The following is a 25,229-nucleotide window of genomic DNA, read 5'->3' on the forward strand; positions in this document are numbered from 1 at the left end:
AGGGGTCAGCCCGCGAGGAGCGGGCGATCCAGGTCTGGCTGCCACACCAGCTGGACGTTCGAGCGGTCGAGGTCGGCCGGGCCGGGCACTGCGCTGCCGGGGAGACGGCAGGCTGCGGAGCCCCAGCAGAGGGCCTCGACGAGCGCGCCGTCGAGGTCGCCCTCGTCGGCGCTGAAGCGGGAGAGGAAGCCGGCGAGGAACGCGTCGCCGGCGCCGACGGAGCTCAGCGCGTCGTCGACCGGGGAGAGCCCGACGATCTCGCCGCCCGGGCCGACCAGGATGGCGCCGTGCTCGGCGAGGCTGACGAGCACGAGCTCGACCCCGCGGGAGCGCAGCTCGCGGGCAGCGTCGATGACGGCGGCGCGCGAGCGGAGCGGACGGCCGACGGCCTCCTCCAGTTCGTCGAGGTTCGGCTTGACGATGCGCGGTCCGGCCGCGATCGCCGCGTCGAGCGCGGCGCCGGAGGTGTCGACGGCGACGTTGATCGAGTTCTCGCGCGCCACGGAGACGAGCGCCGACACGTCGGCGCCGAGCAGGCCCGGGGTGGCGCTCCCGGAGACGACGAGCCAGTCCCCCGGCGTGACGGAGGCGCGGAGCGCGGTGCGGACGGCGACGAGGTCGTCGATCGTGAGGGGCGTGCCCGGCTCGTTGATCTTCGTGACGATCCCGTCCGCGTCGCTGACCGTGAGGTTGGAGCGGGTTCGGCCGGAGACGGGCACGAAGCGCGCGTCGACGCCGGCGCCTTCGAGCAGGCGGGCCAGCTCGGCGCCCTCGGGGCCGCCGACCGGCACGACCGCGATCGACGGGTGGCCGTTCGCGTCGAGCGCCCGGGCGACGTTGACGCCCTTGCCGCCCGGCTCGAGGGTGGGCGTGCTGACGCGGTTCACCTCGCCGGGCAGGAGACGGTCGACCTCGACGGTGCGGTCGAGGCTCGGGTTCAGCGTGAGGGTGACGATCACACGATCACGACCCGGGGTCCGGCGTTCTCGAGCTCGTCGGCGAGCTCGGCGGGCAGCCCGCCGTCGGTGATGACCGTGTCGACGGCGCTGAGCGGCGCGACGCGGGCGAAGTCCTCGCGGCCGAACTTCGTGTGGTCGGCGAGCACGACCGTGCGCCGCGCGGCGCCGATGAGCTCCCGCTTCACGATGGCCTCGGCCATGTCGGGCGTCGTGAGCCCGCGGTCGACGCTGATGCCGTTCGTGCCCATGAACGCGACGTCGGCGAACACCTCGGCGATCTGCGCCCGCGTCCACTCGCCGACGGCGGCCAGCGTTCGCCCGCGGACGACTCCGCCGAGCAGGTGGAGCGTGATGTTCGGGCGGGAGATGAGCACGCCGGCGACCGGGATGCAGTGCGTCACGACGGTGAGCTCGCGGTCGATCGGCAGCAGCTCGGCGAGGCGGACGGTCGTGGTGCCCGCGTCGAGGATGATCGAGCCGCCCTCCGGCAGCTCCTCGAGCGCCGCGCGCGCGATCCGCTCCTTCTCGCCCGCGGACCGCGACTCGCGGTCGGCGACGCCGGGCTCGATGCCGAGCCGCTCGACGGGGATCGCGCCGCCGTGCACCCTGCGCAGCACGCCCCGGCGTTCCAGCGCGGTGAGGTCGCGGCGCACCGTCTCGGGCGTGACGAGCAGCTCCTTGGCCAGACCGGTCACGTCGACCCGGCCGCGCGAGCGCGCGGTCTCCAGGATCTGCTGGTGACGCTCCGGTGCGTACACGTCGACTCCGTCGTCTGTCTGGCTGGTGCGGTGGATCGGTGGTGCTCGACCCGCTCCGACTCTGGGCGTTCTCCCAGATCGGATGTTGGTCTGGGCCCATGTAAGCCCGATCATGCCCGGATGTCAAAGCCCGGGGCTCGCGGCGTGTCGCAGAACGGAACTAGCCGGGCATTCCTCGCGTTCGCGCTGCGCGCTGCCGGGCCACCTCGTAGAGCACGATGCTCGCGGCGTTCGCCGCGTTGAGCGAGCTCGCCGCACCGCTGATCGGGATCCGCACGAGCACGTCGGCGGCCTCCCGCCACGCCGCGCTGAGTCCGCGGGTCTCGTTGCCGACGAGCAGCAGCACCGGGCCGGTGAGGTCCGCATCCGCGATGTCGACGTCGCCGGACTCGTCGGTGCCGACGACCGTGACGTGGCCGCTCGACCGCACGTGCGCGAGCACCTCCGCTGGCGACGACGTCCGCACGGCGGGCACGGCGAACACGGATCCCGTGCTCGCGCGCACCGACTTCGGGTCGTAGGGGTCGGCGGCGTGGCCGGTGACGATCACGCCGGCCGCGCCGAACGCGTCGGCGGAGCGGATGATCGAGCCGATGTTGCCCGGACTCGTCGGCCGGTCGAACACGACGCCGAGGAAGTCGTCGGCCCCGACCGGGATCCGTCGCAGGTCGTCCTCCGGCAGGGCGACGACCGCGACCAGCTCGGGCGCCTCCTCGGTGTCGCGGTCGGCGAGCTCGGCGAGCAGCTCCGCCGACATGCCGACGCGCTCCGCATCCGGCAGCCGAGTACCGAGCTCGCGCGCCCAGGCGGACGGCGTCGCCCCGTGCACCGACAGCAGCGCGCGCACGGTCCAGCCGTGCTCGACGGCGAGGGTGATCGGCCGCACGCCCTGCACGAGGAACTCACCCGAGCGCTGGCGTCGCGAGCGGTTGCCCAGCGACGCCTGCCAGACCTGGAAGCGGGAGTTGCGGGTGGTGATGCGCTGCACGCTGGTCCCTCCTGTGCGCCGCGCGTCAGTGCGCGGCGCTGTCCCAGTCCGGTCCGGTGCCGACCTGCACCTCGAGCGGCACGGTCAGGTCGGCGGCGTGGGCCATGCGCGACGAGACGATCTCCGACAGCTCGTCGAGCTCGCCGTCCACCGCCTCGAAGACGAGCTCGTCGTGCACCTGCAGCAGCATCCGGGAGGCGAGCCCCCGCTCCCGGATGTCGGCGTCGATGGTCAGCATCGCCCGCTTGATGATGTCGGCCGCCGAGCCCTGGATCGGCGAGTTCAGCGCCTGCCGCTCCGCGTTCTCGCGCAGCACCCGGTTCGTCGAGGTGAGGTCGGCGAACGGACGGCGCCGCCCGAAGATCGTGGTCGTGTAGCCGTCCACGCGCGCCTGCTCGACGACGTTGCGCAGGTAGTCGCGCACGGCGCCGAAGCGCGCGAAGTAGTCGGCCATGAGCTCGCGGGCCTCCGCCGTCTCGATGCGGAGCTGCTTGGAGAGCCCGAACGCGCTGAGACCGTAGGCGAGGCCGTACGACATCGCCTTCACCTTCGTGCGCATGGTCGGCGTCACGTCGGCGGGCTCGACGTGGAAGATGCGGGCGCCGACGAAGCGGTGCAGGTCCTCCCCCGCGTTGAAGGCCTCGATGAGCCCGGCGTCGCCGCTGAGGTGCGCCATGATGCGCATCTCGATCTGCGAGTAGTCGGCGGTGAGGAGCGTCGCGAAGCCCGGTCCGGAGCGGAAGGCGGCGCGCACCTCCCGGCCCGTCTCCGTCTTGATCGGGATGTTCTGCAGGTTCGGGTCGTTCGACGACATCCGCCCGGTCGACGACCCGGTCTGCTCGTAGGTCGTGTGCACGCGGCCGTCGGCGGCGATGCTCTTCTCGAGCGTCTCCACCATCTGCTTCAGCTTCGTCGCGTCGCGGTGGCCGAGCAGGTGCCCGAGGAACGGGTGCGGGTTCGTCTCCTGCAGGTCGGCGAGCGATGCGGCGTCGGTGGAGTACCCGGTCTTGTTGGCCCGCGTCTTCGGCATCTGCAGCTGCTCGAAGAGCACCTCCTGCAGCTGCTTCGGCGAGCCGAGGTTCACCTCGCGGCCGATCTCGGCGAAGGCGGCCGACGCGAGCTCGGCGGCGCTCTCGGTGAGGCGGCGGTTCAGCTCCTCGAGCTGCCCGGCATCGACCGTGACGCCCTGCAGCTCCATGCGCGCGAGCACCGGGACCAGCGGCAGCTCGATGTCGCGGAGCACGCCGAGCGAGCCGGGGTCGAGCTTCTCCTCGAGCTCGGCCGCGACGCGGAGCAGGAACCAGGCCTCCGTGGCCGGGCTGACGGCCTCCGTCTCCGGCACGAGCTGGTTCGGGTCCGGCTCCGGCAGCGACTCCCCCAGCTGGCGGTAGACCAGATCCGGCAGCGTCTCCGTCTTGCCGCCCGGCTTGAGCAGCCAGTTCGCCAGCCCGGTGTCGAACTCGAGTCCGTTGAGCTCGATGCCGTGTCCGGCCAGGACCTTGGCGGCGCGCTTCGCGTCGTGCGTGCGCTTCGGGGCGTCGGAGGCGAGCCAGGCCTCCAGCGCGGCGTAGTCCGGTCGGTGCGGACCCCAGGGCACCCAGGCGCTGTCGGTCGTCGTCGCGATGCCGACTCCCTCGAGCTCGACGACGCCGTTCGCGGTCGCCGCCGTCGCGACCCGGAGGCCGAGCGGGGCGCCCGCCGCGACGGCCCGCTCGAGCCAGAGCGCCAGCTCCTCGTCGACGAGGGTGCGCACCGCGGGCACGCCGGAGGTCTCGCTGGCCACGCTCATGCCCGCGGCGGCATCCGCCGCGGTGCCCTCGAGCTTGATGACGCGGTCGAGCAGCGTGCGGAACTCGAGCCGCGCGAACAGGTCGCGCGTCGCCTGCGCGTCGATCGGCCGGCGGGCCAGATCCGCGGGCGCGTACGGCAGCTCCACATCGCGCACGAGGCGGTTCAGCCGACGATTCCGGAGAGCGCGGTCCTGCTGCTCGCGGAGGTTGCCGCCGACGACGCCGGTGATCTCGTCCGCGTGCGCGACGATCTCGTCGACGGTGCCGTACTTCTGCACCCACTTCACCGCCGTCTTCTCGCCGACCTTGTCGATGCCGATGAGGTTGTCGCTCGTCTCGCCGACCAGCGCGGCGACCTCCGGGTACTGGGCCGGCTCGATGCCGTAGCGCTCGCGCACCGCCGCGGGGTCGTAGACCTTGAGCTCGGACACGCCGCGGACGTTCGGGTACAGCAGCGTCACGTCGTCGTCGACGAGCTGGATGGTGTCGCGGTCGCCGGACACGACGAGCACGCGGTAGCCCTCCTCCTTGCCGCGGAGGGAGAGCGTGGCGAGGATGTCGTCGGCCTCGTAGTCCTCTTTCGTCATGGTCGTGATGCCCATGGCGTGGAGGGCCTCCTCGAGCAGCGGGATCTGGCCCTTGAACTCGGACGGCGTCTCGCCGCGGGTCGCCTTGTAGTCGGGGTGCTCGCGCGTGCGGAACGAGAAGCGCGAGATGTCGAACGCGACGCCGAGGTGCGTCGGCCGCTCGTTCTGCAGCAGGTTCAGCAGCATCGAGATGAAGCCGTGGATCGCGTTCGTGTGCTGCCCGTCGCGCGTCGTGAAGCTGTCGACCGGCAGCGCGTAGAACGCGCGGAAGGCGAGCGAGTGGCCGTCGATGAGCAGGAGCGTGGGCTTGTCGGTGTCCGGCACGCCGGTCAGCCTATCCGCCGCCCCGGACACCGCCGGGCGCCTGTGCGCGAGCGCCTAGGCTCGGTCTCCGGACCCGTCCGGCACCGCCCGGACCGGTCCTCGCCAGCCCGGATCGACGCGAAGGAGCCGCCCGTGACCATCCTGCCCCCCGACCTCGATCCGGAGCTCGTCGAGCGGATCACCGGCACCTCCGGCGGTGAGCTCGCCGTGAAGATGGGCATCGAGTTCGTCGAGCTCTCGGCCGAGCACTCGGTCGCGCGGATGCCGGTCGCCGGCAACACGCAGGTCGTCGGACTGCTCCACGGCGGCGCCCACGTCGTGCTCGGCGAGTCGCTCGGATCGATCTCCGCCGCCATCCACGCCGGACCCGGCCGCTACGCCGTCGGCATCGAGATCAATGCGAGCCACAGCCGCTCCATCACCGAGGGCTGGGTCACCGGCACCTGCACCGCGCTCGTGCTCGGCAGGACGCTCGCGACGCACGAGATCGTGAACACGGACGAGGAGGGCCGCCGGCTCTCCACGATCCGGATAACGAACATGCTGCGCGACCGGTGAGCGTCCCGTCGGCACGGGTCGTGCAGCCCGACGATCTCGATCGCGAGGTGCACTGGGAGGGCGTGCCGAACGCCCGCGACCTCGCCGGCATCCGCGTCGGCGACGGCGTCGTCGAGCGGGGCCGACTGTTCCGATCCGGTCGCCCGGATGCGATCACGGACGCTGGGACGCGCTCGCTGCTGGAGGCCGGGGTGCGCACGATCGTCGACCTCCGCAGCGACTGGGAGCGCGAGCCGGTCGAGATCGCGGGCACGACCACGGTGCACGCGCCGATCGAGGACCTCGACGACGCCGACTTCTACGCCTGGTGGCACGGCGAGGGCGGCGCGCCGCACACCTACGAGCGCGCGGTCCGGCGCTGGACGACGCGCGTCGCGGCGGCGGTGCAGGCGGTCGCCGACGCCGAGCCGGGCGGCGTGCTGGTGCACTGCAGCGCCGGTCGCGACCGGACCGGACTCGTGGTCGCGCTGGTGCTCATGCGGGCCGGCGCGGCGCCCGACGCGGTGCTCGCGGACTACGCCCGAGCGATGCACGGCATCCGCGACCACTACGCGACGCGGCCGGACGCACCGGAGCCGCCCGTCTCCGACGACGACTTCGCCGCGCGCCTCCGCGCCAACAGCGAGCACCTGGCCGCCTTCCTGGCCGCGCTCGACCTGGAGACGGTGCTCGAGGCCGGCGGCGGCGACCCGAGCGCACTGCGCCGCGCGGCCGCGCGGCTCACCGGCGGCGACGGCGGTGCGTCGCGCGAGCTCGGGTGGGAGGGCGCGGCGAACGTCCGCGACCTCGGCGGGCTGCCGCGGTCGTCCTCCGGCGGCGCGACGTCCGAGCCGACACGGCAGGCGACGCAGCGCGGGCGGATCGTGCGGTCCGGGACCCCCGATGGGATGTCCGACGCGGGGTGGCGCGCGGCGGCGGCGTCGGGCATCCGGACGATCGTCGACCTGCGGAGCCCCGAGGAGGCCGCGGAGTCGCCGCTGCGCCCGGCTGACCTCGCGGTCGTCTCCGCGCCGCTCGAGGACCCGGCCGATCCGTTCTTCGCCGAGTGGGCGGGGCTCCACGCCCGTCCCGCCTACTACCGCGCATCCATGGACCACTGGCCCGACCGCTATCTCGCCGCGTTCACCGCGATCGCGGATGCCCCCGCCGGCGGTGTGCTCATCCACTGCGCCGCGGGCCGCGACCGCACCGGCATCGTCGCGGCGCTGCTGCTCGACGCGGCCGGCGTGGCGCGGGACGCGGTGCTCGACGACTACGAGGCCGGCGTCAGGGCCGCGAACGACGCCATGCGGGAGGCGCCGCGCCTGGGCGGCGAGCAGGCGCTGAGCGACGCCGAGCTGGCGGCGCGGATGCCCGGCGCGCGGGCGCGACTGGCCGAGTTCCTCGACGGCGTCGAGCCGGCCCCGGCACTGCGGCACGCGATCCGACGTGCGGCCGCCCGGCTCTCATGACCGCACGAGCGACGGCCGGTGCCGGCATGCCGGAGCGGCGACGGTCGCGGCGGGCGCGGAGCACCTCGTGCTGCCGGAGTTCGGGCACCGCCTGCAGGACCGTCCGGACTTCGCCGCCGTGCTCGACTGACGGACACGCTCGACCGACGGACGCACTAAACCGACGGACGCGCTCGACCGACGGACGCGCTCAGCCGGGTCCCGCGGGGCCGGGCGGCTCCGACGGTGCTACTTCTTGGCGGAGAGCTGGTCGATGATCGCCTGGGCGACGTCGTGCATGGTGAGGCGGCGGTCCATGGAGGCCTTCTGGATCCAGCGGAACGCCTCGGGCTCGGTGAGGCCCATCTTCTCGTTGAGCAGGCCCTTGGCCCGGTCGACGAGCTTGCGGGTCTCGAAGCGCTCGACGAGGTCGGCGACCTCGGCCTCGAGGGTGACGATCTGCTGGTAGCGGCTCAGCGCGATCTCGATCGCGGGCAGCAGGTCGTTCGGGGTGAACGGCTTGACGACGTACGCGAGCGCTCCGGCCTCCGAGGCGCGCTCCACGAGGTCCTTCTGGCTGAACGCGGTGAGGAGCACGACGGGCGCGATGTGGTTCTTGCTGAGCCGCTCGGCCGCGGAGATGCCGTCGAGCTGCGGCATCTTGACGTCCATGACGACGAGATCCGGCTTGAGCTCGGTCGCCAGCTTCACGGCGGTCTCGCCGTCGCCGGCCTCGCCGACCACCTCGAATCCGTTGTCGCGGAGGATCTCGACGATGTCGAGCCGGATCAGGGATTCGTCCTCGGCGACCACGACACGGCGCGGAGCGGAGGAGCTGGTGGACTGGTCACTCACGGGGAGAGCCTACGGTATCGTTCGATTGCCCTCGGCGCCGGGGGCGGGCCGGCCTGGCGGAATCGGCAGACGCGGGGCACTCAAAATGCTCTGCCCGAGAGGGCGTGAGGGTTCAAGTCCCTCGGCCGGCACCGCATCGGCGTCCACCCGCTCGGTCCAGTCGCGCGCGGGATGCACCTCCTCCCGGATCGGCGACGCTGTACCGGGATCGCCTGCGAGCTGACGGACTGCCCGCCCCGTGCCGGGACTACCCTGACGGCACACGCACGAGCGGAGTCGATCATGGCGGATGGCAGCGGCACTCGCGAGGACCCCTGGCGGCTCACCACCGCCCCCGGATCGTCGTCGTACGAGATGTACCGCGACGACCACGCCGATCCGCCCGTGATCGTCTGCCAGGTCGGCTCGACGCAGCTCCGCTACCGCGCCGAGGCGATCGACGACCTGCACGCCTGGCTGCTCGAGCGCGGAGACTGGGTGGACCTCGGCGCCGCCGACGAGAAGAAGCCGGTGACGGACGGCACGGTCGAGGCCTGGGGCCGCGACCCCGCGAATCCGGTGGGCGGCTGGTACGGCCTGCGGTCCGGCTACCGCGGACGATTCGGGATGTACCTGCCGCCGCTCCTGGAGGCGCTCGGGCTGGTCGAGCTCACGCACGACGCCCGCAACAACCGGGTGCGCGCGATCGCGGGTTGAGTCCGGGACGCCGCGACCCGGTGGCCGGGTCCGCGCCGCACGACGGGTGCGACCGGTAGACGGACGCGTCGGGCGCCTACCCTCGGATCGTGGCCGACCGCTCCCCCGTCGTCAGCGTCGAGCTGACGCTCGACCCGATCGCGGAGTCGCGCATCCGGGCGGAGTGGACGGCGCTCCAGGACGCGGGGCTGTCGAGCTCCGGCGCCCACGCCTCGCCGTCGAATCGGCCGCACCTCAGCCTCGCCGTCCGCTCGGCGGGTCCGGACGAGTCGGCGGACGCGCTGCGCGACCTGCTGATCGGCCGGCTCGAGGGACTCGGACGGATCGAGGTCGCGCTGCCGATCCCGCTCCGGCTCACCGGGCTGCTCGTGTTCCCGCACGACGACCGGGTGGTGCTGGCCCGCGGCGTGCTGCCGACGGCCGGACTGGTCGCGCTGCACGCCGGGATCGATGCGATCGCGTCATGGGGCGTGCCGGTGCCGCGGACCCGGCCGGGCGACTGGATGCCGCACATCACCCTCGCGCGGCGGCTGCGCCGGGCCGATCTGCCGCGGGCGCTCGAGCTGCTCGCCGGACCCGCCGACGGCGCCAGCGCGGCCAGCGGAGCCGACGCCGGAGTCGCGGACGGCCTCCCGGACCTCGAGGCGGACGGCACCGCGCTCCGCATCTGGGACGCCCGCGACCGGGTCGTGCTGCCGATCGCGGGCGTCTGAGCTCCGGCGCCGATCGACTCGCCCGGCGCCGGGACCGGCCCTACGGCGCGGTCTCGCCCGGGATCTCGCTGTCCGTGTACGCGCCCTCGCCCGTCTTGCCGGTCGGAGCCGGATCGCCGGGGATGACGCTGTCGGTGTACTGGCCGTCGTGCTCCTGCACCTGGTGGTCCGGCTCGCCCGGGATCTCGCTGTCGGTGTAGACGCCGGGGCGCTCCGTCGCCGCGTGGCGGCCGCCCGAGACCTCCTGGCCCTCGAGGCCGTCGCGGCCGTCCGTGCTCTCGTGGCCGTCGTGGCCGTGGGATGCTGCGTCGCTCATGGTGGACCTCCTCGCCGGGCTCCGAGCAGGTTCAGCGCGGTCGGCCCTCAGTGGGCACCGTAGAACGCACGAGAGCCCCGGCCGCCGACGTGCAGATGACGTACAGCGGACGGGGCTCTCGGATGCGGGACCCGCGGCACGAAGCCGGGCCGGAGCCGAGCCGGACCGGGTCAGTCGGCGTGCTCGCCCGACTCCCAGACCGGTGCGTCCGGGTTCAGCGCGGCGCCGATGGTGTGCACGCGCATGTCGTTGGTCGAGCCGGCGATGCCGGGAGGGGATCCGGAGATCACGACGACCTTGTCGCCGGGCTCGACGAGCCCCTGCTCGAGCAGCACGGAGTCGACCTGGTTGAACATCTTGTCGGTGTGCTTCACGCGCTCGACGAGGAACGACTCGATGCCCCAGGTGAGCGACATCCGGCGACGGATGTCCTCCGACGGGGTGAACGCCTTCATCGGGATGCGGAAGCGCAGGCGCGACATGCGGCGGGCGGAGTCGCCGGACTCCGTGAAGACGCAGACGTACTTCGCCTCGACGAAGTCGGCGACCTCGGCGGCGGCGAGGGTGATCGCACCGCCCTGGGTGCGCGGCTTCGTGCCGAGCGGCGCGATGCGCTCGAGGCCGTGCTCCTCGGTGGATTCGACGATGCGGGCCATGGTCTGCACGGTGACGACGGGGAACTCGCCGACGCTGGTCTCGCCGGAGAGCATGACGGCGTCCGCGCCGTCGAGCACCGCGTTCGCGACGTCGGAGGCCTCGGCGCGGGTCGGCACCGGCGAGTGCGTCATCGACTCGAGCATCTGGGTGGCGACGATGACCGGCTTCGCCATGCGGCGGGCCAGCTCGACCGCGCGCTTCTGCACGATCGGCACCGCCTCGAGCGGCAGCTCGACGGCGAGGTCGCCTCGGGCGACCATGATGCCGTCGAAGGCGTCGATGATCTCCTCGAGCGCGTCGACGGCCTGCGGCTTCTCGATCTTCGCGATCACGGGAAGGCGCACGCCCTCCTCGGCCATGATCTCGTGCACGCGGTCGACGTCCTCGGCGTTGCGCACGAAGGACAGCGCGATGTAGTCGGCGCCGAGGCGCAGGCCCCAGCGGAGGTCGTCCTCGTCCTTCTCGCTCAGCGCGGGCACGTTGACGGCCACGCCGGGGAGGTTGATGCCCTTGTTGTTCGACACCGGTCCCGGCACGATCACCTGCGTGCGGACGCGCACCCCGTCGGTGTCGAGCACCTGGACGCGCACCTTGCCGTCGTCGATGAGCAGGTAGTCGCCCGCCTTGACGTCCTGCGGGAGGCCCTTGAACGTGGTGCCGACGAGCTCCTTCGTGCCGACGACGTCCTCGGTCGTGATGGTGAAGATGTCACCGGCCGCGAGGTCGTAGGGGCCGGCCTCGAACTTGCCGAGGCGGATCTTGGGGCCCTGCAGGTCGACGAGCACCGCGACCGGCTTGCCGAGGTCGGCGGCGGCCTTGCGGATGTTCGCGTAGACGCCGTCGTGGACCTCATGGCTGCCGTGGCTGAGGTTCATCCGGGCGACGTCGACTCCGGCCTCGATGATGGCCGTGAGGGCCTCATAGCTCGAGGTGGCGGGGCCGAGCGTGGCGACGATCTTGGCTCGTCTCATGACTTCCTTTGGTGTGGTGGGGATGCCCGCCGAAGCGGGCGGTCAGACCGCGATGGCGCGGTCGCTGGGACGGACGGGGGCGGGGAGCTGGGTCTCGCCCTCCAGGTAGGCGTCGACGGCGGCCGCGGCGGCGCGTCCCTCGGCGATGGCCCACACGATCAGCGACTGACCGCGTCCGGCGTCGCCGGCGACGAAGACGCCCGGCTCGCTGGTCTGGTACTGCTCATCGCGCGCCACGTTACCGCGCTCGTCGAACGGCACGGCCAACTGCGGCTGAAGGGTGTGCGACTCGGCGCCGGTGAAGCCCATGGCGATGAGCACCAGGTCGGCGGGGATCTCGCGCTCGGTGCCCGACTTCGGCACGCGGCGTCCGTCGAGGTACTCGGTCTCGGCGACGCGCAGCGCGCGGACCTCGCCGGCGTCGTTCGACAGGAACTCGACGGTGGAGGCGAGGTAGACCCGCTCGCCGCCCTCCTCGTGCGCGCTCGAGACCTCGAACACGGTCGGCATCATCGGCCAGGGCTGGCTCTCCGGACGGTCGACGGGCGGCTGGTAGCCGATCGCGAGGTTCGTCACGCTGATGGCGCCCTGGCGGTGGGCGGTGCCGATGCAGTCCGCACCGGTGTCGCCGCCGCCGATGACGACGACGTGCTTGCCCTCGGCGGTGAGCTGGTTGTCGACGACCGTGCCGGCGCCGGCGCGGTTCTGCTGCACCAGGTACTCCATGGCGAAGTGCACGCCGAGCAGGTCGCGGCCCGGGATCGACAGATCGCGCGGCACGGTGGCGCCGGTGGCGACCACGACGGCGTCGTAGCGGCCCTTGAGGTCGGCCCAGCTGATGTCGCGGCCGATCTCGACGCCGGCGCGGAAGCGCGTGCCCTCGGCCTGCATCTGGCCGAGGCGGGCCTCGAGGCGCTTCTTCTCCATCTTGAAGTCCGGGATGCCGTAGCGCAGCAGGCCGCCGATGCGGTCGTCGCGCTCGTACACGGCCACCGTGTGACCGGCGCGGGTGAGCTGCTGGGCGGCGGCGAGGCCGGCGGGGCCGGATCCGACGACCGCGACGGTCTTGCCGGTCAGGCGCTCCGGCGGGTGCGGCTGCACCCAGCCGTTCGACCAGGCCTGGTCGATGATCGAGATCTCGACCTGCTTGATCGTCACGGCGGGCTGGTTGATGCCGAGCACGCACGACGCCTCGCACGGGGCCGGGCAGAGCGTGCCGGTGAACTCCGGGAAGTTGTTCGTCGCGTGGAGGCGCTCGATCGCCTGCCGGCCCTCGCCGCGCCAGGTGAGGTCGTTCCACTCGGGGATGAGGTTGCCGAGCGGGCAGCCGTGGTGGCAGAACGGGATGCCGCAGTCCATGCAGCGCCCCGCCTGCCGGCGCAGCTGGGTCGAGTCGCCCGGCTCGTAGACCTCTTTCCAGTCCATGAGCCGGAGCGCGACAGGACGACGAGCCGGGGTCTCCCGCTCGCGGGTCGACAGGAAGCCCTTGGGATCAGCCACCGAGGGTCACCTCCAGGATCGTGTGGACGGGACGGACGCCCTCGGGATCAGACGCGGTCATCACCGGACGGTCACCTCCAGGATCTTGCGCCAGGTCGCGTCGCCGTCGGGGTCGATCCCGGCGTCCACCGCATCCTGGCGGGTCTTCAGCACCGCGGCGTAGTCGCGCGGCAGCACCTTCGTGAAGCGCGCCGCGGCAGCCTCGAGGTCGTCGAGCATCCCCGCCGCGACGGGCGAGCCCGTCTCGTCGAGGTGGCGCTGCAGCAGGTCGCCGAGGATCTCGACGTCGGCGCCCTCGAGCGGCAGCAGCGAGAGCTCCCCCGTGGCCAGCGCGTCGCGGTTGACGCGCTGCGGGTCGAGCTCGTGCACGTAGGCGGTGCCGCCCGACATGCCCGCGCCGAGGTTGCGCCCGGTGCCGCCGAGGATGACGGCGAGCCCGCCGGTCATGTACTCGAGCGCGTGGTCGCCCACGCCCTCGACGACCGCGGTCGCACCGGAGTTGCGCACGAGGAACCGCTCGCCGACCTGGCCGCCGAGGAACATCGAGCCCTGGGTCGCGCCGTAGCCCACGACGTTGCCGGCGATCACGTTGTGCTCGGCCGGGAAGGCCGATCCGGGCGGGGTGCGCAGCGAGATCTGGCCGCCGCTGAGCCCCTTGCCGACGTAGTCGTTGCTGTCGCCCTCGAGGCGCAGCGAGATGCCGGCCGGGAGGAAGGCGCCGAGCGACTGGCCGGCGCTGCCGTGCAGCGTGATGCGGATCGTGTCCGCCGGGAGGCCGTGCTCGCCGTGGCGCAGCGTGACCTCGTGGCCGAGCATCGTGCCGACCGCGCGCTCCGTGTTGCGCACGGCGAGGTCGAGCGACACCGGTTCGCCGCGCTCGAGCGCGGCCTGGGCGAGGCGGATCACCTGCTGGTCGAAGTGGTCCTCGAGCTCGTGGTCCTGGTCGCGGGCGTGGCGCCGCGGCTCGTCGACGTCGAACTCCGGGCCGACGAGGATCGGCGACAGGTCGAGCCCGTCGGCCTTCCAGTGGTCGACGGCGCGGTCGACGTCGAGCAGCTCGGCGTGGCCGACGGCCTCCTCGATCGAGCGGAAGCCGAGCTCGGCGAGGTACTCGCGCACCTCCTGGGCGATGAACTCGAAGAACGTCTCGACGAACTCCGGCTTGCCGGTGAATCGCGCGCGGAGCTCCGGGTTCTGGGTCGCGACGCCGACCGGGCAGGTGTCGAGGTGGCAGACGCGCATGAGGATGCAGCCGGTCACGACGAGCGGCGCCGTCGCGAAGCCGAACTCCTCGGCGCCGAGCAGCGCGGCCACGACCACGTCGCGGCCGGACTTCATCTGGCCGTCGACCTGCACGACGACGCGGTCGCGCATGCCGTTGAGCATGAGCGTCTGCTGCGTCTCGGCGAGGCCGATCTCCCACGGCGTGCCCGCGTGCTTGAGCGAGTTGACCGGGCTGGCGCCGGTGCCGCCGTCGTGGCCGGAGACGAGCACGACGTCGGCCAGGGCCTTCGTCACGCCGGCCGCGACCGCGCCGATGCCCGACTGCGACACGAGCTTCACGTGCACGCGCGCCTGCGGGTTCGCCCGCTTGAGGTCGAAGATCAGCTGCTTCAGGTCCTCGATCGAGTAGATGTCGTGGTGCGGCGGCGGCGAGATGAGGCCGACGCCGGCGGTCGAGTGCCGCGTCCGCGCGATCCACGGATAGACCTTCTGGGCCATGAGCTGGCCGCCCTCGCCGGGCTTGGCGCCCTGCGCCATCTTGATCTGGATGTCCGTGGCGTGCGTCAGGTACATGCTCGTGACGCCGAAGCGGCCGGAGGCGACCTGCTTGATGCGGCTGCGGCGCTCGGGGTCGAGCAGGCGCTCGACGTCCTCGCCGCCCTCGCCGGTGTTCGAGCGGCCGCCGATGCGGTTCATGGCGATCGCGAGGGTGCTGTGCGCCTCCTCGCTGATCGAGCCGTAGCTCATCGCGCCGGTGTTGAAGCGCTCCATGATCGACGATATCGGCTCGACCTCGTCGATGGGCAGCGGGGTGCGCGCACCGGTGCGGAGCTTGAACAGCCCGCGCAGCGTCATGAGGTTCTCGGCCTGCTCGTCGACCAGCCGCGTGTAGTCGCGGAAGATGTCGTACCGGCGCTGGCGGGTCGCGTGCTGCAGCCGGAAGACGGTGTCCGGGTTGAACAGGTGCGGCGGTCCCTCGCGGCGCCACTGGTACTCGCCGCCGATCGCGAGGCGCTCGTGGGCGACGATCGCGCCGTCCTCAGGGTAGGCCGCCTCGTGCCGCGCGCGGTTCTCCGCGGCGATCACGTCGATGCCGACGCCGCCGAGCAGGCTGGTCGTGCCCGTGAAGTACTGGTCGACGAACGCCTGGCTCAGGCCGACGGCCTCGAACGCCTGGGCGCCCGCGTACGAGCTGACGACCGAGATGCCCATCTTCGACATGATCTTCAGCACGCCCTTGCCGAGCGCCTTGATGAGGTTCTTGACGGCCTTCTCGGGCGTGAGGTCCGCGATCATGCCGCTGAGCACGAGCTGCTCCGCGGTCTCCATCGCGAGGTACGGGTTGATCGCCGAGGCGCCGAAGCCGATGAGCAGCGCGACGTGGTGCACCTCGCGCACGTCGCCGGCCTCCACGATCAGGCCGACCTTCATCCGCGTCTCCTGGCGGATCAGGTGGTGGTGCACGGCGGCGAGCATGAGCAGCGACGGCACCGGGGCCAGGTCGCCGTTCGAGTCGCGGTCGCTGAGCACGAGGAACTGCGCACCGGACGCGATGGCGGCGTCTGCCTCGCGGCACATCTCCGCCAGCCGCTCCTCGAGGGCCTTCTCGCCGCGGTCGACGCGGTAGAGGCCCTTGATCACGGTGGTCGGGCGGCGTCCGCTCGCGGTCTCGAAGTGCTGCACCTTCGCGAGCTCGTCGTTGTCGATCACCGGGAACGACAGCACGATCTGCTTCGCGTGGTCGAGGCCCGCGTCGAGCAGGTTGCGCTCCGGCCCGAGGCCGGACGACATCGAGGTCACGACCTCCTCGCGGATCGAGTCGAGCGGCGGGTTCGTCACCTGGGCGAACTGCTGCGTGAAGTAGTCGAACAGCAGCCGCGGCCGGTCGCTGAGCACGGCGATCGGCGTGTCCGATCCCATGGCGCCGAGCGGCTCCGCGCCCTTCTGCGCCATGGGAGCGATGAGGATGCGCACCTCCTCCTCGGTGTAGCCGAAGGTGCGCTGGCGGCGGGTCACCGACGCCGGGGTGTGGATGATGTGCTCGCGCTCGGGCAGGTCGCCGAGGTGGATGCGGCCGCCGTCGAGCCACTCCTGCCAGGGCTCGGCCGCGGCGAGGTCGGCCTTGATCTCGTCGTCCTCGACGATGCGGCCGGCCTCGGTGTCGACGAGGAACATCTTGCCGGGCTGCAGGCGGCCCTTGCGGACGACCTTCTCGGCCGGCACGTCGAGCACGCCGATCTCGCTCGCGAGCACGACGAGCCCGTCGTCGGTGACGACGAACCGGCCGGGGCGCAGGCCGTTGCGGTCGAGCGTGGCGCCGACGAGCGAGCCGTCGGTGAAGACGAGCGCGGCCGGGCCGTCCCAGGGCTCCATGAGCATGGAGTGGAACTCGTAGAACGAGCGCTTCGCCGGGTCCATGTCGGCCTGGTTCTCCCAGGCCTCGGGCACCATCATCATGATCGAGTGCGGCAGGCTGCGGCCCGCGAGCTGCAGCAGCTCCACGACCTCGTCGAACGACGCCGAGTCGCTCGCGCCGGGCGTGACGATGGGCAGCACCGGGCGCAGGTCGCCGAGCAGCTCGGACTCGAGCTGCGACTGGCGGGCGCGCATCCAGTTGCGGTTGCCCTGGACGGTGTTGATCTCGCCGTTGTGCGCGATCATGCGGAACGGCTGCGCGAGCGGCCACGACGGGAACGTGTTCGTGGAGTAGCGCGAGTGCACGAGGGCGAGCTTCGATGTGAAGCGCGGGTCGCTGAGGTCCGGGTAGAACGGCTCGAGCTGGAGCGTCGTGACCATGCCCTTGTAGACGATGGTGCGCGACGACAGCGAGGGCAGATACGCCCCGAGCTCGCGCTCCGCGCGCTTGCGCATCCGGAAGGTCAGGCGGTCGAGCGCGATGCCGGCCGCGCCGGCCCGGTCGCTCACGAAGAGCTGCTCGAACACCGGCGCCGCGTTGCGGGCGAGGGTGCCGAGCTCGTCGAGCACGACGGGCACGTCGCGCCAGCCGAGCACGGTGAGGCCCTCCTCCGCGGCGATCCGCTCGAGCCCGGCCTTCTGCTCGGCGCGCTCGTCGTCGTCCGTCGGCAGGAAGACCATGCCGGCGGCGTAGGCGCCGGCCGGCGGGAGGGTCACGCCGGCGACGGCCCTGAGGAACTCGTCCGGCATCTGCGTGATGATGCCCGCGCCGTCGCCGGTGCCGGCGTCGGAGCCGATCGCGCCGCGGTGCTCGAGATGGCGGAGCGCGTCGAGCGCGTTCTCGATGATGTCGTGGCCCGCGGTGCCGCGGAGCGTCGCGACCATCGCGAGGCCGCAGGCGTCCTTCTCGAATCGCGGGTCGTAGAGGCCCTGCGCGGCGGGCACGGAGCTGTGCCGACCGAACGGCGTGCTCTGGAACGGGGTCTGCGCCATGGCAACCGTCCTCCTCGTGGTGCTGGGATGGGACGTCGCTGGCCCGGGGTCAGATGTCGCCGCCGCTCGGCGGGCCGGTGCGGCCGCCTCGAGAGCGTACGGGGGTGCGGGCCCCCAGGCCCGCGTCAGGATCTGGCCGCGCCGCTTGTGGCGGTCGTCGCGGCACCGGTGCCGACCGCGGCGTCGGCGTCGTCGGTGTCCGTATACGTGTCTTCGGAGTCTACCCCAGCGTCGGGCACGTACTCGTGGCCCTGGCGGTAGATCGAGGGCTCCTGGCCGGGATGGCGGCGGGACTGCACCCAGATGATGATGAGGCCCAGCACGATCGCGCCGATCGCCGCCCAGACGTTCGCCCGGATGCCGAAGTAGTACTCGCTCGGGTCGACGCGGATCGACTCGAAGTAGCTGCGGCCGATGCCCTGCCAGATCAGGTAGAGGCCGAGCATCTTGCCCCACTGCAGCTTGAGGCGGTGGTCGACGGCGATGAGCACCGCGAAGCCGATGACGTTCCAGGTGATCTCGTAGAGGAACGTCGGAGTGAACAGCGTGCCGTCCGGCAGCCCGGCCGGGTAGGCGCTGTTCGTGGACTCGATCTCGAGGCCCCACGGCAGGGTGGTCGGCAGGCCGAACAGCTCGTGGTTGAAGTAGTTGCCGAGGCGGCCGAACGCCTGCGCGATGAGCATCCCCGGGGCGATCGCGTCGAGGGCGCTCCAGGTGCGGAGGCCCACGATGCGGCTCGCGATGTAGACGCCGAGCGCGCCGCCGAGCAGCGCACCGTAGTAGGCGACGCCGCCCTCCCAGACCGCGAACACCTTCCAGGCGGGATGCGCCGCGTCGAAGGGGAAGAAGTCGCCGGGGTGGGTCACCACGTGGAAGAGCCGCGCGCCCACGATGCCGCCGATGACGGCGCCGATCGCGAGGTCGAGGATGATCCAGCGCTCCCCGCCGCGCTCGGTGAGGCGGTGGTTGGCGATGAGGACGGCGGCGACGATGCCCACGAGGATGCAGATCGCGTAGGTGTGGATGACGGGGTTCCAGCCCGCCGGCCATGCCGGCAGCCAGGAGTGGATCCACGTGCCGAGCTCGAACTGTCGCCAGTCGAGGGGCGGGCTGGGGATGCTGGCGGGGCGAAGCACGTCCGCGAGTCTACCGGCCGGCGGTCAGGCGCGACGCCAGGGTCGACAGCGCCGGGATGCCCCCGTCGGCGAGGGCGCTGACGAGCGCCGAGCCGACGATCGCGCCCTCCGCGTACTCGAGCACCTCGGCGACCTGCTCGCCGGTGGAGATGCCGATGCCGACGCAGGCGCGCTCGGCGCCGGCGGCGTGCAGGCGGTCGACGAGCGAGCGGGCCGCGCGGTCGACATCCGCCCGCGCGCCCGTGATGCCCATGGTCGAGACGGCGTAGACGAAGCCGCGGCTCGCCTCGACGGTGAGCGCGATCCGCTCCTCGGTCGAGGACGGCGCCGCGAGGTAGACGCGGTCGAGTCCCGTGCGCTCGCTGATCTCCGTCCAGCCGGTGCCGGCGTCCGGGGTGATGTCGGGCGTGATGAGCCCCGCTCCCCCGGCATCGCGCAGAGACTGGGCGAATCGCTCCGCGCCGTACTGCATCACCGGGTTCCAGTACGTCATGCAGAGCACGGGCGCGTCGACGCGGGCCCGGATCTGCTCGACGGCGGTGAACACGTCGTGGATGCGGAAGCCGCCGGCCAGCGCGGCGGTCGTCGCCTTCTGGATCGCGGCGCCGTCCATGACCGGGTCGGAGTAGGGCAGGCCGAGCTCGAGCGCCGTGAAGCCGCCGTCGATGAGCGCGACGGCGGCGTCGATGCTGGTCGGGAGGTCCGGGAAGCCGACGGGCAGGTAGCCCACGACCGCGCCGGGGCCGGCGGCGCCCGCCGCGTCGATGGCGTCGCCGACGTGGAGGGTCACGCCTGCACCGCCCCGTCGTCGAAGAGGTCGAACCAGCGACCGGCCGTCTGCACGTCCTTGTCGCCCCGGCCGCTGAGGTTCACGAGGATGACCGAGCCGGCGCCGAGCTCCGGGCCGAGCTTGAGGGCGCCGGCGAGGGCGTGCGCGGACTCGATGGCCGGGATGATGCCCTCGGTGCGCGACAGCAGGCGCAGCGCGTCCATGGCCTCCGTATCCGTCGCGCCGAGGTACTCGGCCCTGCCGACGTCGGCGAGGAAGGCGTGCTCGGGGCCGACCCCCGGGTAGTCGAGGCCGGCGGAGATGGAGTGCGACTCCAGCGTCTGCCCGTCCTCGTCCTGCAGCAGGTAGCTCCGCGCGCCGTGGAGCACGCCCGGTCGGCCGCGCTCGATCGACGCCGCGGTGCGGGGCGTGTCGATCCCGTCACCGGCGGCCTCCCAGCCGATGAGCCGCACGTCGGCGTCGTCGAGGAAGGCGGAGAAGATGCCGATCGCGTTCGAGCCGCCGCCGACGCACGCCATGACGGCGTCCGGCAGCCGGCCGGTGAGGGCGAGCACCTGCTCGCGCGCCTCCGTGCCGATGATGCTCTGGAAGTCGCGCACCATGGCGGGGAAGGGGTGCGGCCCTGCAGCGGTGCCGAAGATGTAGTTGGTGGTGTCGACGGTGGCCACCCACTCGCGGTACGCGTCGTTGATCGCGTCCTTGAGGGTGCGCGATCCGGTCTGGACGGAGACGACCTCGGCACCCAGCAGGCGCATCCGGGCGACGTTGAGCGCCTGGCGCTGCGTGTCGACCTCGCCCATGAAGATGGTGCACTCGAGCCCGAACAGCGCCGCTGCCGTGGCGGTGGCGACGCCGTGCTGGCCGGCGCCGGTCTCCGCGATCACGCGTGTCTTGCCGATCCGCCGCGTGAGCAGGGCCTGCCCGAGCACGTTGTTGATCTTGTGGCTGCCGGTGTGGTTCAGGTCCTCGCGCTTGAGGATGATGCGCGCACCGCCGGCGTGCTCCGCGAACCGCGGCACCTCGGTGACGATCGACGGCCGCCCGGTGTAGGTGCGGTGCAGCGCGGTGAGCTCCGCCTGGAACTCCGGGTCGACCCGCGCGGCCTCGTAGGCCGCCGTGAGCTCGTCGATGGCCGCCATGAGCGACTCCGGCATGAACCGGCCGCCGTACCCGCCGAAGAACGGGCCGGGCGCGTTGCGCAGGGAGCGGGCGTCGTCGCTCATGCGCCGGCCGCCAGGAACGACTCGATGCGCTGCACGGGGTCGCCGTCGGTGACGAGCGCCTCCCCCACCAGCACGACGTCGGCGCCGGCCGCGCGGTAGTGCGCGACGTCGTCGGGGCCGAGCACGGCCGACTCGGCGACGCGGACGACGCCGGAGGGGATGCGGTCGGCCAGCGTGCCGAACAGGTCGCGGTCGAGCTCGAACGTCGACAGGTCGCGGGCGTTCACGCCGATGAGCGCGGCGCCGAGGTCGAGCGCCCGCTCGAGCTCGTCGGCCGAGTGCGTCTCGACGAGGGCCGTCATGCCGAGCGAGCCCACGAGGTCGTGGAGCTCGGCGAGCACGGGCTGGTCGAGCGCGGCGACGATGAGCAGCACGAGGTCGGCGCCCGCGGCGCGCGCCTCGAGCACCTGGTACGGCTCGGCGATGAAGTCCTTGCGCAGCACCGGCACGCTCACGGCGGAGCGCACGGCCTCGAGGTCCTGCAGCGAGCCGAGGAACCGGCGCTGCTCGGTGAGCACCGAGATCGCGCTCGCGCCGCCGGTCTCGTACGAGACGGCGAGGGCGGCCGGATCGGCGATGTCGGCGAGGGCGCCGCGCGACGGGCTGGCGCGCTTCACCTCGGCGATGAGCTTCACGCGGTCGGCGGGCGCGAGCGCGCCGAGGGCGTCGAGTGGGGGGGCCTGGGCGAGTGCGGCGGCTTCGACGTCCGCGAGCGGACGGGATTCGCGGCGCTCGGCCGCGTCGGCGACGGCGCCCGCGACGAGATCGGAGAGCACGGCGCTAGTCGTGGGCCTTCGGCACGTAGCGCGGACCCCGCACGCCGTAGCCGAGCTTGGCCATCACGCCGCCGACGATCAGTCCGAGGACCGTTCCGCCGGCGCAGAGCCAGACCACCACGGGGAGGTTGAACCAGAACGCCAGCGTCCCGCCGGCGATGAAGACGAGCATGATGATCACGGCCGTCCAGGCCGCCGGCGAATTGCCGTGGCCGGGGTCGTTGTCGTCCGACACTGAAGCTCCTTGTCGTGGGGTCCCGCCAGTCTAGCGGGGCGGCTCGGTCGGGTCCTCGCCCTTGCTCAGCGCGTCCCACTCCCCGATCGGGTCGGATGCGCCCGCGTCGTCGTCCGTCGGCGCCATCCGGCTGCGCTCGAAGCGACGGGTGGCGCGCGGCCAGCGCGGCGCGCCGACGGCGAGCAGCAGGCCGAGCAGCGCGAGCACGATGCCGGCCGCGATCGCGACCGCCGGCCAGGCCGTCGCCGTCGTCCGCTCGACGAGCGCGCGGGCCGCGGGGCCGGTCAGGCCGGTGGTCTCGGCGAGCACCGGTCCGGCCGCGGAGAGCGGGTCGGCCAGCCCGATCGCGGCCGACGCCGCGAGGCAGCCGCCGACGAGCACCTGCAGCACGCCGAGCACGACCCGGAAGACGACGCCGGCCAGCAGCACGGCGAGCACGAGCGCGAGGCCGGTCAGCGTGAACGCGAGCACCGCGCCGCCCGCGATCGAGCCGGGGATCTCGACGTCGCGCGACTCCACCCGCAGCACGAACCAGGTCTGCGACCAGGCGAGCAGCGCGGCGCCGTCGGCGACGAGCAGGCCGAGGACGGTGAGCAGGCGGAGGCGGGACGGGGTCACGGTCGGGCCGCTCTTCAGCGCACGCGGCGCATCGCGTTGGCGATGGCGACGGCGCGCAGCGGGGCGGCCGCCTTGTTCTGCGACTCGATCCGCTCCGTCTCCGGGTCGGAGTCGGCGACGAGCCCGCCGCCGGCCTGCACGTGGGCGACGCCGTCCACGATCGTCGCCGTGCGGATGGCGATCGCGAGGTCCGCGTCGCCGGCGAGGCCGAAGTAGCCGACCACGCCGCCGTACACGCCGCGCTGGGCGACCTCGAGCTCGTCGATGATCTCGAGCGCCCGCGGCTTCGGCGCGCCGGACAGGGTGCCGGCCGGGAACGTCGCGCGGAACACGTCGACGGCGTCGGCGCCGGGACGCAGGTCGCCCTCGACGCTCGAGACGAGATGCATGATGTGGCTGAAGCGCTCGACCCGCATGAACTCGGTGACCTCGACCGAGCCCGGCACGCAGACCTTCGAGAGGTCGTTGCGGGCGAGGTCGACGAGCATGAGGTGCTCGGCGCGCTCCTTCGGGTCTGCCAGCAGCTCCTGCTCGAGGTCGGTGTCGGCGTCCGGCGTGCCGCCGCGCGGCCGTGAGCCGGCGATCGGGTGCGAGTAGACGCGCCCGGCGTCGACCTTCACGAGCGCCTCGGGTGAGGAGCCGACGATCGTGTACGGCGCACCGGTCGGCGACTCGAGCTCGAGCAGGTACATGTACGGGCTCGGGTTCAGCGCGCGGAGCACGCGGTAGACGTCGATCGGGTCGGCGGTGAGCTCGTGGTCGAAGCGCTGCGAGATGACGACCTGGAACACGTCGCCGTCGCGGATGAAGTCCTTCGAGCGCACGACCGACTCGCGGTAGGCGTCCGGGCTGATGCGCGGCGTCGGCGTCGGCTCGGTCGAGAGGTCGACCTCCGCGATCCAGGCCTCGCTCGCGCCGGCGAGCCCGTCCTGCAGGCCGTCGAGGCGCTCCTGAGCGCGCGTCCAGAGGGTGTCCGCGTCGTCCGCGCCGTCGTTCAGCGCGCTGGTGATGAGCACGGCCGTGCCGTTGCGGTGGTCGAGTGCGACGAGCTCGGAGACGAGGCTCAGCGCCTGCGCGGGCACGGCGAAGTCGGCCGGCGGCCGATCGGGCAGGTGCTCGAGCTGGCGCACCGCCTCCCAGCCGATGAAGCCGACCAGTCCCCCGGTCAGCGGCGGGTGGTCGTCGTGGTGCGGCGTGCTCCAGCGCGCGTAGAGGGCGTCGAGCGCGGCGAGCGGCTCGCGGGGCGCGTCGGCCCCGAGCGCGCGCTCGGCGGGGAGGCCGGTGTCGAGCCAGAGCGCCTCGCCGTCCTGCTCGGTCAGCACGCCGAAGGCGCGGACGCCGACGAACGACCAGCGCGACCAGATGCCGCCCTGCTCGGCGGACTCGAGGAGGAAGCCGCCGGGCGTGCCGACGGCGAGCTTGCGGTACACGCCGATCGGGGTCTCGCCGTCGGCGAACAGCTCGCGGAGCACGGGGACGACGCGGTCGCCGGCGGCGATGCGGGCGTCGAAGTCGGCGCGGGTCGTGGTGCTCATGGGAGCTCTCCCTCGGCGGTGCTGGAGCCGACGACCGGCTCGAGCGGATCGACGTCGAAGCAGGAGTGCGCGCCCGTGTGGCAGGCGGCGCCGAGCTGCTCGACGCGCACCAGCAGCGCGTCGTCGTCGCAGTCGAGCGCGGCGGAGCGCACGTACTGGCGGTGTCCGGACGTGTCGCCCTTGCGCCAGTACTCCTGCCGGCTGCGCGACCAGAAGGTCACCCGGCCCTCGGTGAGCGTGCGGCGGAGCGCCTCCGCGTCCATCCAGCCGAGCATGAGCACCTCGCCGGAGTCGTGCTGCTGGATGATCGCGGGCAGCAGGCCGTCGGAGCTCCAGCGCACGCGGGCGAGGACCGCGTCCGGGTCGGATCCGGGAATCGCGCCGGCGCCGGACGCGCTGCCGGATGCGGTGTCGTCGCTCATCGGACCTCGATCCCCTCCGCGCGGAGCGCGTCCTTCACGTCGCCGACCGTGAGCCGGCCGCTGTGGAACACGGAGGCCGCCAGCACGGCGTCCGCGCCGGCGTCGACGGCCGGGGCGAAGTCCTCGACCGCGCCCGCGCCGCCGCTCGCGATGACCGGCACCGTGCTGAGCTCCCGCACGGCCGCGACGAGCTCGAGGTCGAAGCCGAGCTTCGTGCCGTCCGCGTCGATCGAGTTCACGAGCAGCTCGCCCGCGCCGCGGTCGATGGCCTCCTTCGCCCACGCCAGCGCGTCGAGCTCGGTCTCCGTGCGGCCGCCGTGCGTCGTGACGACGAAGCCGCTGCGGGTGCGGGTGCTGCGCTTCACGTCCAGACTCAGCACGAGGGCCTGGGCGCCGAAGCGGTCGGCGATCTCGCCGAGCAGCTCCGGCCGGGCGATCGCGGCGCTGTTGACGCCGACCTTGTCGGCACCGCAGGCCTGCAGTCGCGCGACGTCGTCGCGCGACCGGACGCCGCCGCCGACCGTCAGCGGCACGAAGACCTGCTCGGCCGTGCGCGTGACGACCTCGTAGGTGGTGGCCCGGTCGTCGACGGTCGCGGTGACGTCGAGGAACGTGATCTCGTCGGCGCCCTGCTCGGCGTAGCGCGCGGCGAGCTCGACGGGATCGCCCTGGTCGCGCAGGTCGAGGAAGTTGACGCCCTTCACCACGCGGCCGCCGGCCACGTCGAGGCACGGGATGACGCGGGTGACGACGCCCATGC

The 25,229-nt window shown here is 72.8% G+C and carries 22 protein-coding genes and 1 tRNA gene; 5 read left to right on the top strand and 18 right to left on the bottom strand.

All coding sequences use genetic code 11. The features are described from left to right. Positions 1–5 precede the first annotated feature (5 nt). From AC1RSJ_RS07265 to polA, 4 genes are all read right to left on the bottom strand, one after another. On the bottom strand, positions 6–959 hold the full coding sequence (locus tag AC1RSJ_RS07265) for a 1-phosphofructokinase family hexose kinase (RefSeq protein WP_493117679.1): 954 nt from the start codon (positions 957–959) through the stop codon (positions 6–8). Continuing rightward, a complete protein-coding gene (locus AC1RSJ_RS07270; RefSeq protein WP_493117680.1) occupies positions 956–1,717 on the bottom strand; it encodes a DeoR/GlpR family DNA-binding transcription regulator in 762 nt (253 codons plus the stop codon). Before AC1RSJ_RS07270 ends, AC1RSJ_RS07265 begins: the two co-directional genes overlap by 4 nt. A gap of 160 nt (positions 1,718–1,877) precedes the next feature. Further along, positions 1,878–2,705: a TrmH family RNA methyltransferase gene (locus AC1RSJ_RS07275; protein ID WP_493117681.1), complete on the bottom strand. Its 828-nt coding sequence runs from the start codon at positions 2,703–2,705 to the stop codon at positions 1,878–1,880. Positions 2,706–2,730: 25 nt separating this feature from the next. Then, positions 2,731–5,406 (bottom strand): DNA polymerase I, encoded by a 2,676-nt coding sequence (gene polA / locus AC1RSJ_RS07280; RefSeq protein ID WP_493117682.1) that lies wholly within the window; start codon positions 5,404–5,406, stop codon positions 2,731–2,733. Positions 5,407–5,544: 138 nt separating this feature from the next. Between polA and AC1RSJ_RS07285 the strand changes: the two genes are divergently transcribed. Beyond that, positions 5,545–5,964, top strand: coding sequence for a hotdog fold thioesterase (locus AC1RSJ_RS07285; RefSeq protein ID WP_493117718.1), 420 nt, complete (start codon positions 5,545–5,547; stop codon positions 5,962–5,964). Further along, a complete protein-coding gene (locus AC1RSJ_RS07290) occupies positions 5,961–7,415 on the top strand; it encodes a tyrosine-protein phosphatase (protein ID WP_493117683.1) in 1,455 nt (484 codons plus the stop codon). Before AC1RSJ_RS07285 ends, AC1RSJ_RS07290 begins: the two co-directional genes overlap by 4 nt. A 228-nt stretch (positions 7,416–7,643) precedes the next feature. Here the strand turns inward: AC1RSJ_RS07290 and AC1RSJ_RS07295 are convergent, their stop codons facing one another. Beyond that, positions 7,644–8,249, bottom strand: a complete 606-nt coding sequence (locus AC1RSJ_RS07295; protein WP_493117684.1) for an ANTAR domain-containing response regulator — start codon at positions 8,247–8,249, stop codon at positions 7,644–7,646. A 47-nt stretch (positions 8,250–8,296) separates the two neighbouring features. Between AC1RSJ_RS07295 and AC1RSJ_RS07300 the strand changes: the two genes are divergently transcribed. From AC1RSJ_RS07300 to AC1RSJ_RS07310, 3 genes are all read left to right on the top strand, one after another. Next, positions 8,297–8,380 (top strand) — tRNA-Leu (locus AC1RSJ_RS07300). 151 nt (positions 8,381–8,531) lie between these two features. Next, entirely contained in the window at positions 8,532–8,945 is a 414-nt protein-coding gene (locus AC1RSJ_RS07305) for a DUF6855 family protein (RefSeq protein ID WP_493117685.1), read from the top strand. A gap of 89 nt (positions 8,946–9,034) precedes the next feature. Next, entirely contained in the window at positions 9,035–9,658 is a 624-nt protein-coding gene (locus AC1RSJ_RS07310; protein WP_493117686.1) for a 2'-5' RNA ligase family protein, read from the top strand. A gap of 40 nt (positions 9,659–9,698) precedes the next feature. On the opposite strand, the gene AC1RSJ_RS07315 is transcribed toward AC1RSJ_RS07310, so the two are convergent. The 13 genes from AC1RSJ_RS07315 to hisF all read right to left on the bottom strand — a co-directional run bounded on the left by AC1RSJ_RS07315 (position 9,699) and on the right by hisF (position 25,227). Continuing rightward, on the bottom strand, positions 9,699–9,974 hold the full coding sequence (locus tag AC1RSJ_RS07315) for a hypothetical protein (protein ID WP_493117687.1): 276 nt from the start codon (positions 9,972–9,974) through the stop codon (positions 9,699–9,701). A 170-nt stretch (positions 9,975–10,144) separates the two neighbouring features. Next, positions 10,145–11,602, bottom strand: a complete 1,458-nt coding sequence (pyk, locus tag AC1RSJ_RS07320; protein ID WP_493117688.1) for a pyruvate kinase — start codon at positions 11,600–11,602, stop codon at positions 10,145–10,147. A gap of 42 nt (positions 11,603–11,644) precedes the next feature. Continuing rightward, positions 11,645–13,102 carry a glutamate synthase subunit beta gene (locus AC1RSJ_RS07325; RefSeq protein WP_493117689.1) on the bottom strand — a complete coding sequence of 486 codons (1,458 nt, stop codon included), beginning with the start codon at positions 13,100–13,102 and terminating at the stop codon, positions 11,645–11,647. A gap of 60 nt (positions 13,103–13,162) precedes the next feature. Continuing rightward, the gene (gene gltB, locus AC1RSJ_RS07330) at positions 13,163–17,734 is read right to left on the bottom strand and encodes a glutamate synthase large subunit (RefSeq protein WP_493117690.1); all 4,572 of its coding nucleotides are present in this window, start codon (positions 17,732–17,734) and stop codon (positions 13,163–13,165) included. A gap of 125 nt (positions 17,735–17,859) precedes the next feature. Beyond that, the gene (gene lgt / locus AC1RSJ_RS07335) at positions 17,860–18,870 is read right to left on the bottom strand and encodes a prolipoprotein diacylglyceryl transferase (protein ID WP_493117691.1); all 1,011 of its coding nucleotides are present in this window, start codon (positions 18,868–18,870) and stop codon (positions 17,860–17,862) included. A gap of 10 nt (positions 18,871–18,880) precedes the next feature. Then, positions 18,881–19,660 carry a tryptophan synthase subunit alpha gene (trpA, locus tag AC1RSJ_RS07340; RefSeq protein WP_493117692.1) on the bottom strand — a complete coding sequence of 260 codons (780 nt, stop codon included), beginning with the start codon at positions 19,658–19,660 and terminating at the stop codon, positions 18,881–18,883. Further along, entirely contained in the window at positions 19,657–20,883 is a 1,227-nt protein-coding gene (trpB, locus tag AC1RSJ_RS07345) for a tryptophan synthase subunit beta (RefSeq protein WP_493117693.1), read from the bottom strand. The genes trpA and trpB overlap by 4 nt, the downstream gene beginning before the upstream one ends. Continuing rightward, positions 20,880–21,659 carry an indole-3-glycerol phosphate synthase TrpC gene (trpC, locus tag AC1RSJ_RS07350; protein WP_493117694.1) on the bottom strand — a complete coding sequence of 260 codons (780 nt, stop codon included), beginning with the start codon at positions 21,657–21,659 and terminating at the stop codon, positions 20,880–20,882. Before trpC ends, trpB begins: the two co-directional genes overlap by 4 nt. A 4-nt stretch (positions 21,660–21,663) precedes the next feature. Next, a complete protein-coding gene (locus tag AC1RSJ_RS07355; protein ID WP_493117695.1) occupies positions 21,664–21,894 on the bottom strand; it encodes a DUF6704 family protein in 231 nt (76 codons plus the stop codon). Positions 21,895–21,924: 30 nt separating this feature from the next. Continuing rightward, complete coding sequence (locus AC1RSJ_RS07360; protein ID WP_493117696.1) at positions 21,925–22,512, bottom strand: Trp biosynthesis-associated membrane protein; 588 nt, start codon at positions 22,510–22,512, stop codon at positions 21,925–21,927. 14 nt (positions 22,513–22,526) lie between these two features. Further along, positions 22,527–24,047, bottom strand: coding sequence for an anthranilate synthase component I (locus tag AC1RSJ_RS07365; protein ID WP_493117697.1), 1,521 nt, complete (start codon positions 24,045–24,047; stop codon positions 22,527–22,529). After that, entirely contained in the window at positions 24,044–24,469 is a 426-nt protein-coding gene (gene hisI, locus AC1RSJ_RS07370; protein ID WP_493117698.1) for a phosphoribosyl-AMP cyclohydrolase, read from the bottom strand. The genes AC1RSJ_RS07365 and hisI overlap by 4 nt, the downstream gene beginning before the upstream one ends. Continuing rightward, the gene (gene hisF, locus AC1RSJ_RS07375) at positions 24,466–25,227 is read right to left on the bottom strand and encodes an imidazole glycerol phosphate synthase subunit HisF (RefSeq protein ID WP_493117699.1); all 762 of its coding nucleotides are present in this window, start codon (positions 25,225–25,227) and stop codon (positions 24,466–24,468) included. The genes hisI and hisF overlap by 4 nt, the downstream gene beginning before the upstream one ends. Positions 25,228–25,229 lie beyond the last annotated feature (2 nt).

Source organism: Schumannella sp. GW821-FHT10F01 (assembly GCF_058809295.1).